At 55.0% G+C, this 13,509-nt stretch carries 16 protein-coding genes and 2 pseudogenes; 5 read left to right on the forward strand and 13 right to left on the reverse strand.

What is annotated here, in order from left to right; genetic code table 11:
* Positions 1-30 precede the first annotated feature (30 nt).
* From A0V43_RS12725 to A0V43_RS19840, 3 genes and pseudogenes are all read right to left on the reverse strand, one after another.
* Positions 31-1,005: a 2-hydroxyacid dehydrogenase gene (locus A0V43_RS12725; RefSeq protein WP_063193236.1), complete on the reverse strand. Its 975-nt coding sequence runs from the start codon at positions 1,003-1,005 to the stop codon at positions 31-33.
* Between the two features lie 144 nt (positions 1,006-1,149).
* Positions 1,150-2,150 (reverse strand): annotated as a pseudogene (gene yutH / locus A0V43_RS12730) (spore coat putative kinase YutH).
* Positions 2,131-2,271, reverse strand: a complete 141-nt coding sequence (locus tag A0V43_RS19840) for a hypothetical protein (RefSeq protein WP_020753748.1) — start codon at positions 2,269-2,271, stop codon at positions 2,131-2,133. The pseudogene yutH and the gene A0V43_RS19840 overlap by 20 nt, the downstream one beginning before the upstream one ends.
* Positions 2,272-2,445: 174 nt before the next feature.
* On the opposite strand from A0V43_RS19840, the gene A0V43_RS12735 reads away from it, so the two are divergent.
* Positions 2,446-2,943, forward strand: a complete 498-nt coding sequence (locus A0V43_RS12735; RefSeq protein ID WP_063193237.1) for a phosphatidylglycerophosphatase A family protein — start codon at positions 2,446-2,448, stop codon at positions 2,941-2,943.
* A gap of 83 nt (positions 2,944-3,026) precedes the next feature.
* On the opposite strand, the gene A0V43_RS12740 is transcribed toward A0V43_RS12735, so the two are convergent.
* Both A0V43_RS12740 and hepT read right to left on the reverse strand, forming a co-directional pair.
* On the reverse strand, positions 3,027-3,797 hold the full coding sequence (locus A0V43_RS12740) for a TIGR01457 family HAD-type hydrolase (protein WP_011232438.1): 771 nt from the start codon (positions 3,795-3,797) through the stop codon (positions 3,027-3,029).
* Positions 3,798-3,821: 24 nt separating this feature from the next.
* Entirely contained in the window at positions 3,822-4,259 is a 438-nt protein-coding gene (gene hepT, locus A0V43_RS12745) for a type VII toxin-antitoxin system HepT family RNase toxin (protein ID WP_011232439.1), read from the reverse strand.
* Between the two features lie 98 nt (positions 4,260-4,357).
* Here hepT and A0V43_RS12750 point away from each other — a divergent pair, with 98 nt between their 5' ends.
* Both A0V43_RS12750 and A0V43_RS12755 read left to right on the forward strand, forming a co-directional pair.
* Entirely contained in the window at positions 4,358-4,630 is a 273-nt protein-coding gene (locus A0V43_RS12750; RefSeq protein WP_011232440.1) for a DUF3055 domain-containing protein, read from the forward strand.
* A 58-nt stretch (positions 4,631-4,688) separates the two neighbouring features.
* A complete protein-coding gene (locus A0V43_RS12755; protein WP_063193238.1) occupies positions 4,689-4,973 on the forward strand; it encodes a hypothetical protein in 285 nt (94 codons plus the stop codon).
* A gap of 38 nt (positions 4,974-5,011) precedes the next feature.
* Here A0V43_RS12755 and A0V43_RS12760 read toward each other — a convergent pair whose 3' ends face one another.
* Positions 5,012-5,287, reverse strand: a complete 276-nt coding sequence (locus A0V43_RS12760; RefSeq protein WP_013144326.1) for a YutD family protein — start codon at positions 5,285-5,287, stop codon at positions 5,012-5,014.
* Between the two features lie 112 nt (positions 5,288-5,399).
* Between A0V43_RS12760 and A0V43_RS12765 the strand changes: the two genes are divergently transcribed.
* On the forward strand, positions 5,400-6,086 hold the full coding sequence (locus A0V43_RS12765; protein ID WP_033004697.1) for a YhcN/YlaJ family sporulation lipoprotein: 687 nt from the start codon (positions 5,400-5,402) through the stop codon (positions 6,084-6,086).
* Between the two features lie 122 nt (positions 6,087-6,208).
* Here A0V43_RS12765 and lipA read toward each other — a convergent pair whose 3' ends face one another.
* On the reverse strand, positions 6,209-7,105 hold the full coding sequence (gene lipA, locus A0V43_RS12770) for a lipoyl synthase (protein WP_015375731.1): 897 nt from the start codon (positions 7,103-7,105) through the stop codon (positions 6,209-6,211).
* A gap of 166 nt (positions 7,106-7,271) precedes the next feature.
* On the opposite strand from lipA, the gene A0V43_RS12775 reads away from it, so the two are divergent.
* Complete coding sequence (locus A0V43_RS12775) at positions 7,272-8,261, forward strand: M23 family metallopeptidase (RefSeq protein WP_063193239.1); 990 nt, start codon at positions 7,272-7,274, stop codon at positions 8,259-8,261.
* A gap of 330 nt (positions 8,262-8,591) precedes the next feature.
* Here A0V43_RS12775 and A0V43_RS12780 read toward each other — a convergent pair whose 3' ends face one another.
* From A0V43_RS12780 to A0V43_RS12800, 6 genes and pseudogenes are all read right to left on the reverse strand, one after another.
* Positions 8,592-9,299 (reverse strand): ABC transporter ATP-binding protein, encoded by a 708-nt coding sequence (locus tag A0V43_RS12780; protein ID WP_063193240.1) that lies wholly within the window; start codon positions 9,297-9,299, stop codon positions 8,592-8,594.
* A 1-nt stretch (position 9,300) separates the two neighbouring features.
* The gene (locus tag A0V43_RS12785) at positions 9,301-10,080 is read right to left on the reverse strand and encodes an ABC transporter ATP-binding protein (protein ID WP_063193241.1); all 780 of its coding nucleotides are present in this window, start codon (positions 10,078-10,080) and stop codon (positions 9,301-9,303) included.
* Positions 10,055-11,029 (reverse strand): branched-chain amino acid ABC transporter permease, encoded by a 975-nt coding sequence (locus A0V43_RS12790; protein ID WP_063193242.1) that lies wholly within the window; start codon positions 11,027-11,029, stop codon positions 10,055-10,057. The genes A0V43_RS12785 and A0V43_RS12790 overlap by 26 nt, the downstream gene beginning before the upstream one ends.
* A gap of 16 nt (positions 11,030-11,045) precedes the next feature.
* Positions 11,046-11,186, reverse strand: coding sequence for a hypothetical protein (locus A0V43_RS21025; RefSeq protein ID WP_442899723.1), 141 nt, complete (start codon positions 11,184-11,186; stop codon positions 11,046-11,048).
* A gap of 35 nt (positions 11,187-11,221) precedes the next feature.
* Positions 11,222-12,012 (reverse strand): annotated as a pseudogene (locus A0V43_RS12795) (branched-chain amino acid ABC transporter permease); the annotation flags it as partial.
* A gap of 15 nt (positions 12,013-12,027) precedes the next feature.
* Positions 12,028-13,224: an ABC transporter substrate-binding protein gene (locus A0V43_RS12800; protein WP_063193868.1), complete on the reverse strand. Its 1,197-nt coding sequence runs from the start codon at positions 13,222-13,224 to the stop codon at positions 12,028-12,030.
* Between the last annotated feature and the right edge of the window lie 285 nt (positions 13,225-13,509).

Raw genomic sequence — 13,509 nt, forward strand, 5'->3', positions numbered from 1 at the left:
AGACGATCGGCCATTTGGCAATGAAAATTTTTACGAGATCCGGTTTACCGGCGTCAACGGCGGCCGTCCTTCGAGCACGGCAAGGATGTTGTCGCGCGCCAATGTCATCATGGCGCGCCGCGTTTCGTACGTGGCGCTGCCGATATGCGGCAAGGCGACGACGTTCGGAAGCGAAACGAGCGGATGATCGGCCGCGACCGGTTCGTGTTCAAACACATCCAATCCCGCCGCGGCGATCTCCCCGCCGACCAGCGCCTCATACAGCGCCTGTTCATCGACGACCGCTCCGCGCGCCGCGTTAATGAAAATCGCGGACTTCTTCATTTGCCGGAACGCCTCGCGGTTGAACAAATGGCGCGTCTCGGAGGTGAGCGGCGTCAAGCAGACGACAAAATCGCTCTCCGCCAGCAAGTCGGCAAACGGGCGGTAGACGGCGCCAAGCTTCTCTTCCGCCTCCGGACGGCGGGAGCGGTTGTAATACAGAATGTTCATGTCAAACCCCTTCGCCCGTTTCGCCACCGCCTGGCCGATGTTCCCCATGCCGACGATGCCGATCGTTTTATGATGGACATCGGCGCCCGCAAGCAAAAACGGGCTCCAGCTTTTCCATTTTCCTTCCTTCAAAAATTCAGCCGCTTCCACGAGGCGGCGGGCGGTGGCCAATAAAAGCGCAAACGTCAAATCGGCCGTCGTATCGGTCAATACATCGGGTGTATTGCAAACGAGAATGCCGCGATGGGTCGCCGCCGCTACATCAATGTTATCGTAGCCGACGCCCATATTGGCGACGACTCGGAGCGCCGAACCGGCGGACAAGACGTCTTCATCGATCGGATCAGACACCATCGGCAAGATGGCCGTCGCCCGTTTCGCCTTTTCCACGAGCACATCGCGCGGCACGGCCATATCTTCATGGGGCCACATCTCTACTTCAGCGATGGCCAAAAGCGGCGCGACCACGTCCTCGGGCAATTTTCGCGTAATGAATACATACGGCTTCGTCATGGTGCAGCCTCCCGCATCGTTTTTTCTAAATCTTATCACAACTTTGGCCGAAAAAAAACGGGAAGTTGTCCTTAGGGTTTAACGGCAGGGAAGCGGTCGTTTTTTCGTTTGGGCCAAAAAAAGCGGGAAGCTGTCTTCCCTGCGTTACGCCGGCGGCAGCCACTCGACCGCCGGCAGGCGGATGCGGTTCGAGATGCCGGCGATCTTGGCAAACGAAGCCAAAAACCGCTCGTACTCGTGCGATCGATCGAGCAAGCGCCGCAACTCCCCCTCCCGCCTTGTCCGTTCGCTCTCATCCACAGCGATATAATATGCCTCGACACATTCAAAATAGGAAAGCGGAAACAACAACCTGGCGTAAACAAGCCGCCACGCAAACGGCGACAGCGGCGCCGCATGTTCATACTCTTGAAAAAACTGCCGCACCGCCCGCTGACAGCCAAGTCCGCTCTTTTCGTACAAATGGCGCACCCATTCCGCCAAATCGCGGGCGCAATGGTCATACACCCAGTCGGTCGGCAGCTTCGCTTCTCCCCCCCAACCCACTTCGCCTCGGGGAGACGCTCATGGCAAAATGCCGCGTAATCGATGCGCCCTGGTTCTTCGTCAATCTCCGTGTCCGCCACGTATTGCACCGCGTTTTCCGCCAAGCCTAAATAATACGGGAACGATTCGATAAACAGACGATCAAACAGCGACGACGGCCCGGAAGCGAGCTTGCTCGACCAAAACGCCTCCATTTGATCGATCCGCTTCGCCCACAGCTCCCGCCATTGGCCGATGCGCCGGCAGGCGACGATCGGCCATGGACATGTTCTCCCGCATTCATGCATCACCGCCAATTCCCTTCCGAGCGAACGAAAGCGAGCCGCCGGAAGCGGAGCGCGAACGAGCGCCAACGGCTGTCCATTATAGGAAGCGATATACGTTCCGGACGTCGTTTTGACCAGTTCTCCGACGCCGTCCACTCCTTTTGCCCGCAAATAGCGGCTCATTTGCTGGCGCTCTTCCATTTCCGCTTCGCTTTGCCCATCGGCGGGAACGAGCAAAAAACGCTCCTGCCGATGCCAAAAGGCCGCATGCCGTCCGCTTCGCTCCAACCTCTCGACGCGCATGCCATACTGTTCACGCACCCATTCTTCCATCGCCGCGCCTCCTTTTTCCTTTTTGCCGAAACCAGTCATTCCGCTCGTTCCACACCTTCATCTCATCGCCGCCCCATCGATGAGCCGATTCCGCCTCCGCTCCAGCATGAAACGGCCCCATTCACGCGCCTATGCTGATCAGCCAGCGCATGGCCGCGGAAAAAGAGGGCTACTTTTTATATATGACAGCGGGCGCCAAAAAAGCCGATGAGCATTTTTCTTTATATGACGGACTGATTTATGACATGATACATATATATAGAAAACGACTTTCTAAAAGAAACAGGTGAAGTTCATGAGCGAATTCATGATGAACAATCTGGAACAAACGGCTCGGCGCTGGCTTGAGGAACGGGGGGTGACCGTGGAAAAAATTGCGGAGCTCGTTTATTACTTGCAATCAAAATATCATCCCGATTTAACGATGGAGGAGTGCATCGAAAACGTCAACCGCGTCATTTCGAAACGCGAAGTGCAAAATGCGATTCTAACCGGCATCCAATTGGATAAACTCGCCGAAGACGGTCGGCTCGATGAACCGCTGCAGTCGATCATCCGCCGCGATGAAGGGCTGTATGGCGTCGACGAAATTTTGGCGCTGTCAATCGTCAATGTGTACGGATCGATCGGGTTTACGAACTACGGATATATCGATAAGCAAAAACCGGGCATTTTGCAATATTTAAATGATAAATCGACCGGCAAATGCAACACGTTTTTGGACGACATTGTCGGCGCCATCGCCGCGGCGGCGTCAAGCCGCCTGGCGCATCGGGCCGCCAATGCCGAGTAACGCCGGCGCTGCCCATGCGCGCCCTCCATCCGCGCCGAGCAACATGAAACGCCGCCTTGCCTTTTTTGGCAAAGCGGCGTTGTTTACAAGCGGTCAAGCCATTCCAAAAGCGAATCGGCCGTATACGTCGGCATCCGTTCGTAGCGGGCGAGCATTTCTTTTGTCGTAACGCCCGTATGGACTAAAAGCGTATCGATGCCAGCGTTCATGCCGGCTAAAATGTCGGTTTCATAATAGTCGCCGATCATCAGCACGTCCTCCTTCGGGACGCCGAGCACTTTGAGCGCCTGCTCCATAATGATTTTTTCCGGCTTGCCGATAAATGTCGGCTTCACCTGCGTCGATACGGCGACGACCGACGTCAGCGCCCCGTTGCCCGGAAGCAGCCCTCGCTCCGTCGGCAAAGCGATGTCGCCGTTGGTTGAGATGAACATCGCTCCATTTCGGACAGCGAGACAAGCGACAGCGAACTTTTCGTATGTAATTTGCCGGTCAATCCCGATGACGACGACATCCGCATCTTCGCCGGCCAAGCGGAATCCTTTGTCCGCCAAGGCGGTTTGGAGCCCTTCTTCACCGATCACATACACGGAAGCATCCGGTTTCTTTTCAAAAATGTAATTCGCCGTCGCCTGGCTTGTCGTAAACACATGCTTCTCCTCCGCCGGCACGCCGAACGAACGCAATTTTTCCGCCACTTGCGCCGGTGTGCGCGACGAATTGTTCGTGACAAACAAATACGGAATGCCGCGGCGGTGCAGCTCGTTGACAAACGTACGCGCCTCAGCGATGCATTCGGTGCCGCGGTACATCGTCCCGTCCAAATCGATGAGGTAGCCGTTGTATCGTTTCAATGCATCCGCTCTCCTTTCCCGCCATCAATTGCGAAACGCCGACACCGGGCCGAGCTCGTTTTCAAGGTAAGCGCGCACCGCCTTCGGATACGCCTCAAGCGCCGGCAAATGTTCGTTCAGATCGGCGAGCAATTTCGCGTGATCGACGCGCGCATATTCGTGCACAAGCATTTTCCGATGGGCGATGAACGCTTTCAATCGGTCGGCATCCGCCGGCGAGATCACCTGTTCGTCAGCCAAAATGTCGATGATGTCGTTGTAGCTGCCTGGGTCGCGCATAATAAACCCATCGATCATGGCGTTGCCGACGTCCAACACCGCCTCGATGACGATATGAGCGATCCGTTCGAGCGCCAATTGCCGAAGCGGCTCGTCCCATCGCTCCTCGGCCTTGTAACGGTCCAGCATTTGTTCCATGTAGCTGAGCGTTTCTTCCAGTTTTTTGCGATCGACAAAATACATCCGTCATCCCTCCTCGTTCCTTTGTGCGATTTTCTGTCTCCCGTTTTCGCCGCCTGTCTGCTATGATGGACATAGACGAAAAAACAGGAGGGGCTCAAATGATGGGCGAACGGTTTTATTTATACGACGACACCGTCGAAGCGGCCGTCCGCTTCGTCAGTTTTGTCGGCGAGCGGCAGCGGTTTGATTTGGCGCTCATCGAAACGGATCGTTTTTACGGGAAGTGGCTCGTGCTCGATTTGCAAAGCAACCGCTTTGCCATTCTCGGGCGCGACGATTTGGAGGAGCCAGGCTATATCGAGCACGCTTACCAGCTTCATGAACAAGATGCCAACGATTTGCGCGCCTTTTTGGAGGAGTATCTCTCATAACCTTCCTCGGTTTCGGGCATCTTATGAAACAGCCCACGAACGAAGGAAGGTGAGACGAATGGCGGAACGGGAAACATACGCCGATTTTTCCATCGTCGAGAAACAGCGCAATTTCTTGACCGCCGAAGAGTTCCCAGAAGGGCCGTACGGCTCGCCGCGCCGCGACGACGCGCCGGTCGAAAACAAAAGCACGCCTTGGAAGGAAGGCCAGCGGTATTACAGCGCCTTCAACTACGAGTTTAAATCGTTCCACCAAAACATTCCAAGGCGCGACCCAGCCGCCCACCCGCCGCACGACGATCCGCATCAGAGCGAACAGTTTCCGTACAACGAAGGCGAATGACGAGGCAGCCGCTCGCGGCAAGCGGGCGGCTGCCGTGCTTACCGTTTCACCTTGCGCAGCACAAAATACGCGCAGCCGAAGTTGCAATATTCATACAAATATTCGGACAACGTGCTGATTTTCGTATCGTACGTCGCTTTTTGGTTATGGTCGTCAAAAAACCCGCGCAACCGGAGTTGGTTGTATCCCCAATCCCCGACAATGTAGTCGTACTTCGCCAAAATGTCCGCATATCGGGCGCGAAAGGCTTCTTCATTAAAGGCGTTTTTCACATTTTCCACCAGTTCGTAACAATGATTGTTAATGCAAATCACTGTTCTCACCTCGCCTTTCCACTTCCATCATAAACGATGCATCGCCCCCAATCAATTACTGTCATCAAACCATCATCCGTGTGCCACCCTAAAAGCGAAGGGGGTGCTGACGATGAGACGACCATGGTTGGCCGTTATGTTCGGAACGGCCGTCGCCCTAGCCGGCTGCGCACAGACGGCCGAGGACGACAACACCGATATTTACAAGCGGAGCGGCAACACGATCAATGTGACCGACCGCAACGAGCTGTACAATGAAAACGGGGTGCCCAACGGCGATGACACGCCGATGAACAACTTCGGCTACGTCCGCCATCAAAAAAGCCCGATCCTCGGCGATGCAAACGGCTATAACGACATGCCGTCCTTCAACCGCGAGAAAGCGGCTGATTTAATCAGCAAATTGTGCACCCAGCTACCGGGCGTCAAAGACGTCGCCACGCTCGTCACGGATGAGGAAGTGCTCGTCGTGTATGACGCGGACACGAACAATCGGCAGCAAACGGCCGATCAAGTGAAAAAAACAGCGCTTTCCGTCGTTCCACGCTACTACCATGTGTATGTCGCCGACAATCCGCAGCTGATGAAGGACATTGAGCGCTTCGGGCGCCTTGATTCGAACACGCGCAACATCGACCAAATTCTCGATGCGACGATTCAGCGGATGTTGAAATATCCGCAAGGGAAAAAACTAAGCGACGGGGAAAATGAAAACGGCGAAATGATCAACGAAACAAACGATGAATTAGACCGCGATTTCCGCGACGGCACGCCGCGGGCGACGAAAGCGGGGCGCTAGGGAAAAGAAACGGTCTGCCTTCTTGATGAAAGGCATGACCGTTTCTTCGCGTTCATCCGGCCGGGATGATGCTTTCAGCCGCTGAAACAACGCTTGCTTGCTTTCGCGCCGTTCGTTGGATGTTACGCTTTCAACTGCCGCGCTTTCGCCGCCTCGCTCACCTGCTCATCGGCATGGTACGACGAGCGGACGAGCGGCCCCGCTTCACAATGGCTGAACCCTTTGCTCAACGCGATTTCTTTCAGCTCTTGAAACTCATCCGGATGGTAATATTTGACGACCTTCAAATGTTTTTTCGTCGGCTGCAAATACTGGCCGATCGTCAAAATGTCGACATGGTTGGCGCGCAAGTCATCCATCGCTTCCATGATTTCCTCTTTCGTTTCCCCAAGGCCGACCATGATGCTCGATTTCGTCGGAATGTCCGGCTGCAATTCTTTCGCGCGCCGCAAAAACTCAAGCGAACGTTCGTACGTCGCGCGGGCGCGCACCCTTGGAGTCAAGCGGCGCACCGTTTCGATGTTATGGTTTAAAATGTCAGGGCGGGCATCCATCAAAATTTTCAAGTTTTCATACACCCCGCCCATATCCGACGGCAGCACCTCGATCGTCGTAAACGGGTTTTTCCGGCGGATGGCGCGCACTGTTTCGGCGAATACCGCCGCCCCGCCGTCTTTTAGGTCATCGCGGGCGACGGCGGTGACGACGACGTGTTTCAAGTTCATGATGCGCACCGATTCCGCGACGCGTTCCGGCTCCTGCCAATCGAGCTCGGTCGGCAGCCCGGTTTTGACGGCGCAAAAGCGGCAGGCGCGCGTGCAGACGCTGCCTAAAATCATAAACGTCGCCGTCCGCCGTACGGCCCAGCATTCGTGAATGTTTGGGCACTTCGCTTCCTCGCAAACGGTATGTAAACGGTTTTCCCGCATCAGCTTCTTTAAACCGATATAATTCTCGTTCGTGTTCAACTTGATTTTCAACCAGTCCGGCTTGCGGACGTGTTCTTCTTTCGTCGCCATCGTTCTCACTCCACTTGTCGATGATTGTTCATTTCTCATTATAATGAAAAGCGCAGGAAAACACAAAAAAATCGTCCATCAGACGATTTTCCTCCTTTTAACATTTATGAAATTCCCGTTTCTCCCCAAACTAAACATATGAAACAGGCGGAAAGGGGGAATACGCGTGCATCGATGGCTTGCCGCCATATCGGCGGCAGCGATGCTGTGGATCGCCGCCGGCGCGGCTTCGGCGGGGGAACAGGAAGAAGCGGTGTATGAAAAGCGAATGGAGCTGTACAAAAAGGCCGAGGCCGTTTCCTTGATCCCGTGGTATTACTTTGCGGCCATTGACCAGTATGAGCGAAACGTCCGGCAAGTGCGCCGCGACTTGCCCAAACCGACCGGCGTTCTCGGCATTTATATGAAGCCGGAAATATGGGCCGGGCCGCTGAACAAAAACCCGCATGATACAGACCCGTTCACCATCTCCCAGTTTGGAGGCCTCGGCGTGGACGGAGACGGCGACGGCTATGCGCGGGCGGATGACGATGACGATGTGATCATGGCCATGGCCCGCTATTTGCAGACGTACGGCATCGATCACCGCCATATCAAAATCGCGCTTTGGAACTATTACCAACGCGCCAAAACCGTCGACTTGATTTTAGGAAAGGCGAGAATTTATAAAAAGTATCAGACGTTGAAATTGGACAACCACGTGTTTCCGCTTCCGCTAGGGGCCAATTACAGCTACCGCGATACATGGGGGGATGCGCGCGGCTGGGGCGGGCGGCGCATTCATGAAGGAACCGACATTTTCGCCGGCTACGGCGTTCCGGTGCGCTCGACGTGCTATGGCATCGTCGAGCTGAAAGGGTGGAACAAATACGGCGGCTGGCGCATCGGCATCCGCGACATCAACAACACGTACCATTACTTTGCCCATTTGAACGGCTTCGCCGCCGATCTTCGCGAGGGGCAAATCGTCGAGCCGGGGACGATCATCGGTTCGGTCGGCAGCTCTGGCTACGGTCCGCCCGGCACGGCGGGGAAATTTCCGCCCCATCTTCACTACGGCATGTACAAAGACAACGGCTATACCGAATGGGCGTTTGACCCGTACCCGCACTTAAAAGCATGGGAGTGGGCCGAGCGGCAACAACGGCGCCGCTAGCCGCGCGGGGGCTGGCGCGACGGGGTTCTCTCCGCCAACGCCAGCCGCCCAAATAAGCGGCATGTTTTTTCAAGAGCAGAGACGTCCCGGACGCCGATGTTTCCCGTCCGTCCATCCCAGCCGGCGTTCGCCGGCCGAAACGGTCAAGAAAAAGAGGGTGTCCCAAAAGGATGGGGACGCCCTCTTCCGTCTCCATATATGCGTGCTGACCGCTTCTTTATGTTGTGCCTATCTTAAAGACAGACGGCTTTTTGGGTCAGCCTCTTTTTTTCCACGGCAGCACAACCGTCCTAAACCGCTTTCCGCTGACGTTCTTCCGCCTATCGCTTCTCAACGCCCACCCAAATACGCCTGCTTCACCTGCTCGCTCGCCTGCAGCTCGCTCGCCGTTCCCGACAAGACGACGCGCCCCGATTCAAGGACATAGGCGCGATGGGCGATGGAGAGCGCCATATGGGCGTTTTGTTCGACAAGCAAAATCGTCGTCCCCGACTCGTTGATTTCCTGAATGATGCGGAAAATCGTTTTGACCAAAAGCGGCGCGAGCCCCATCGACGGTTCGTCAAGCAAGAGCAGCTTCGGGCGCGCCATGAGCGCACGGCCGATGGCGAGCATCTGCTGCTCGCCGCCCGAAAGCGTGCCGGCCAGCTGCTTGCGCCGCTCCTCGAGGCGCGGGAACAGCTGAAAGACTTTGGCAAAGTCTTGTTGAATGCCGTCTTTGTCTTTGCGCAAAAACGCGCCAAGCTCCAAGTTTTCCTCGACCGTCATATTGGCGAACACGCGCCGCCCTTCCGGCACGTGGGAAATGCCTTGCTTGACGATCGTTTGCGCCGCCTTGCCGGCGATCGAGGCTCCCTCATACACGATGTCGCCGTTTTTCGGCCTAAGCAGCCCGGAAATGGTTTTCAGAAGCGTCGTTTTCCCCGCGCCGTTCGCCCCGATCAGCGTGACGATCTCGCCTTTGTTCACCTCAAGCGATACGCCTTTTAAGGCATGAATGTTGCCGTAAAACACATCGATTGCCTCCACTTTCAACACGTCACGACACCTCCTCGCCAAGGTAAGCCTCGATCACTTTCGGGTTGCTGCGCACTTGTTCCGGCGTGCCTTCGGCGATCAGCTGGCCGTGATCCAACACGTAAATGCGCTCGCATATGCCCATCACAAGCGACATGTCATGCTCAATCAACAAAATCGTCAACGCAAACCGTTCGCGAATGAACGCAATCAACTTCATCAATTCTTTCGTTTCTTGCGGGTTCATGCCGGCGGCCGGCTCGTCAAGCAAAAGCACTTTTGGCTGCGCCGCCAGCGCCCGAGCGATCTCAAGCCGGCGCTGCTGGCCGTACGGCAAGTTTTTCGCCTTCTCGTGCATGACGCCGTCAAGCTGAAAAATTTTCAAAAACTCGATCGCCTTTTCTTCCATTTCCTTTTCACCGCGGAAATGGGACGGGAGGCGGAGAATGGAGCTCGCGATCGAATGGCGGGCGTGCGCATGGTAGGCGACTTTCACGTTGTCGAGCACCGACAGCTCGCCGAACAGGCGAATGTTTTGAAACGTCCGGCTGATCCCTTTGTGCGTAATTTTATACGGCGGCAGTCCGTTCAACGTCTCGCCGTCAAGCATAATCCGCCCGTCAGTCGGCACATACACGCCCGTCAATAAGTTAAACAGCGTCGTTTTCCCCGCGCCGTTCGGGCCGATGAGCCCGACAAGCTCCCCTTGATATAGCTCCATCGTCACACCGGAGAGCGCCTTCAGCCCGCCAAACTGGATGCCGACGTTTTCTGCCTTAAGCAACGGTGTTTTTGCCGCCATGATTCATTCCTCCCTGCGCTGCCTTCCGCCATTTGAAGAGCGAAGATAGTTCTTTCGTCCCCATCAGCCCGGTTGGACGGTACAGCATCACCAAAATCAAGACGATGCTGTAAATGATCATCCGCGTTTCCGGATAGTTTTGCAAGAACGTCGAAACGATCGTCAGCAGCACCGCCGCCACCACCGCGCCGGATAGGCTGCCGAGCCCGCCGAGCACGACGAAAATCAAGATGTCGAACGATTTCAGGAAGCCAAAGTTCGACGGCTGAATGATGTAAAAGTGATGGGCGTACAGCGCTCCGGCGATGCCGGCGAAAAACGAACCGATCGCAAACGCCGCCACTTTGTAATACGTCGTGTTGATCCCCATGGCATCGGCGGCGATTTCATCTTCGCGGATCGAGATGCACGCCCGCCCGTGCGTCGAATTCGTGAAGTTGGCGATCACCAAAATGGTGGCAAACAAGCAGGCGAACACCCATGGCCATGTCGTCATATGCGTCACCGTCATGCCGCTCGCCCCGCCGACGTAATCGATGTTCAAGAGCGCAATGCGGACGATTTCGCCAAACCCAAGCGTGGCGATCGCCAAGTAATCGCCTTTTAAACGCAGGCTCGGCACGCCGATGATGAGGCCGGCGAGCGCCGCCGCCACCCCAGCGGTCAAGACGCCGACCGCAAACGGCAGCTGCAGCTTCATCGTCATAATCGCGGAGGCATAGGCGCCAACGGCGAAAAAACCGGCATGGCCAATGGAAAATTGTCCGGTGATCCCGATAATTAAATGAAGGCTGACGGCCAAAATGACATTAATCGCTATAAAAAAGAGGGTATTCACATAAAAGATGTTTAACGTTCCGCTTGCGATCAGCCACTCGACAACAACGAAAAAGGAGAAGGCCAGTATGACGGAAACCCAAAATCCACGCGTCCGCTTCCAAGTTGCCATTGTTCCCTACCATCCTTTACACTTTTTCTCGTACGTTCTTGCCAAACAATCCGGCCGGCCGGAAAATGAGGATGAGAATTAAAATGACAAACGCCGCTCCGTCGCGCCAAAGCGAGTAGCCGAGCCCGCTGACGAGCGATTCGATGACGCCAAGCAAAAGCCCCCGACCATCGCTCCCGGAATGATGCCGATTCCGCCCAACACGGCGGCGACAAACGCTTTTAATCCGGGAAGAATGCCCATCAATGGCTCGATTTTTGTATAATAAATGCCGAAAATAACGCCTGCCGCCCCGCAAGCGCCGAACCGATGGCGAACGTGGCCGAAATCGTATTGTCGACATTAATCCCCATCAACCGGGCCGCTTCCGCATCATGGGAAACAGCACGCATCGCCTTCCCGATTTTTGTCCGGTGAACAATGAACTGAAGAAGGACCATCAAAACGAGGGACGTGCCGAGGATGAACAGCGACTGGCTGCTGATGACAATCCCAAACAGCTCCAAGTTCCGATCCGGAAGCAATGTGCTCGGATACGCTTCCGGCTGCGCCCCGCGCAAATAAATCGTGACGTACTCAATCAAGAGCGATACGCCGATCGCCGTAATAAGCACCGCGATGCGCGCCGCATTGCGCAGCGGCTTGTACGCAATCCGCTCAATGACTACCCCGAGCACGGCGCAGGCGGCCATCGCCAACAACAGCGCCGGAACAAAGCCGACGTGAAGCATCGTCACAGCATAAAACCCGACGAATGAACCAATCATAAAGACGTCGCCATGGGCGAAGTTAATGAGCCGGACGATGCCATACACCATCGTATAGCCAAGCGCGATGAGCGCATAAATGCTGCCTAGCGAAATGCCGTTGACCAGCTGTTGAATGAGTTCCATGATTGCACGCTCCTTAACGAAAACTCGTCGTTGGCCAAAAGAAATGCCGGATGGGAGGGCGCCCCTTAGGGGCCTCCCCTGTCCACGCATCCATCCAGCCTTTTATTACGGATTCACTTTTGTTTTAAATTGCTGCTGCCCGTCTTTGTATTCCAAAATAATAGCCGATTTGACAGGATTGTGGTTTTGATCGACCGTAAATGTTCCCGTGACAAGCTGCAAATCTTTCGTTTGCGCCAGCGCGTCTTTAATTTTCACCGGATCGGCGCTGCCGGCCCGCTTAATGGCATCGGCCAGGAAGTAGGCTGTATCATAGCCAAGAGCGTTGAACGCATCCGGCGCTTTATTGTATTTCGCTTTAAAGGCTTTCACAAACTCTTGAATTTTCGGATCCGGGTCGCCCGACGAATAATGGTTCGTAATGTACGTATTGTTCAACGCGTCTTTGCCGGCGATCTCGACCAGCTTCGGCGAATCCCAGCCGTCGCCGCCCATGATCGGCACGTTCAAGCCAAGCTCGCGCGCCTGCTTGACGATGAGGCCGACTTCTTCATAATAGCCCGGCAGGAAAATGAATTCCGGATTTTTGGATTTAATGCGCGTCAGCGTCGCACGGAAATCAGTGTCTTTCGCCACATACGCTTCTTCAGAGACGATTTGGCCGCCGCCAGCTGTAAATGTGTCTTTAAATGAAGCCGCCAGCCCTTTCGAATAATCGCTCGCGCTGTCGATCAAAACAGCCGCCTTTTTTACTTTCAAGTCGTTCAGCGCAAATTTGGCCGCCACCGTTCCCTGGAACGGGTCGATAAAGCACGTCCGGAAGACGAACTCGTTCACTTTGCCATCTTTGACGGTCACCGTTTCGCTCGTCCCAGACGGTGTAATAATCGGAACTTTATTGTCATTGGCAATTTGCACTTGAGCGAGCGTGTTCGTGCTCGTCGCCGAGCCGATGATGGCGACGACTTTATCCTGGCTGATCAGCTTGATCGCGCCGTTTGTCGCTTCGGCCGCTTCCGATTTGTTGTCTACTTTGACAAGCTCCAACTTTTTGCCGTTGATTCCTTCTTTGTTGATTTCCTCAAACGCCAGCTCTACTCCTTCGGCGATCGACTGTCCATACGAAGCGACCCCGCCGGAGAGCTCAAGGTTGGCGCCGATTTTAATCGCATCGCCGCCCCCGCCTCCGCCGCCGTTTCCGCCTGAAGAACCGCCGCTTTGCTGGTTGCCGCCGCAGCCGGCCAAAAGACCTGCCGTCAGCATCAATGAGAAAAAGACACCTGCTGCTCTTTTTTTCTTCATTTCTTGTTCCCCCATTGTTCAAAATGTTCTGTCACCAGAGCGCACACCTTTCTCTGCATACTATATCGACAGAGCCCGTCTGCCTTGTGCGCTCGTCCGCCGCGCCGGATGGCGCCGCAAACTGATGCATGCCTTCCGATGCCGGCCGTTCATTCCCCTTTCAAACTGCTATGTAAATAATAAAACTATTTTCAATTTAATATAATATTACAAAATTCGAACCAACTCGTCTAGTTGTTTTCTATTTGAAAAACAAAAAAGCTGTTTCCTCTTGACAAACGCCAG

The organism is Geobacillus sp. JS12 (genome assembly GCF_001592395.1).
GTDB lineage: Bacteria > Bacillota > Bacilli > Bacillales > Anoxybacillaceae > Geobacillus > Geobacillus zalihae.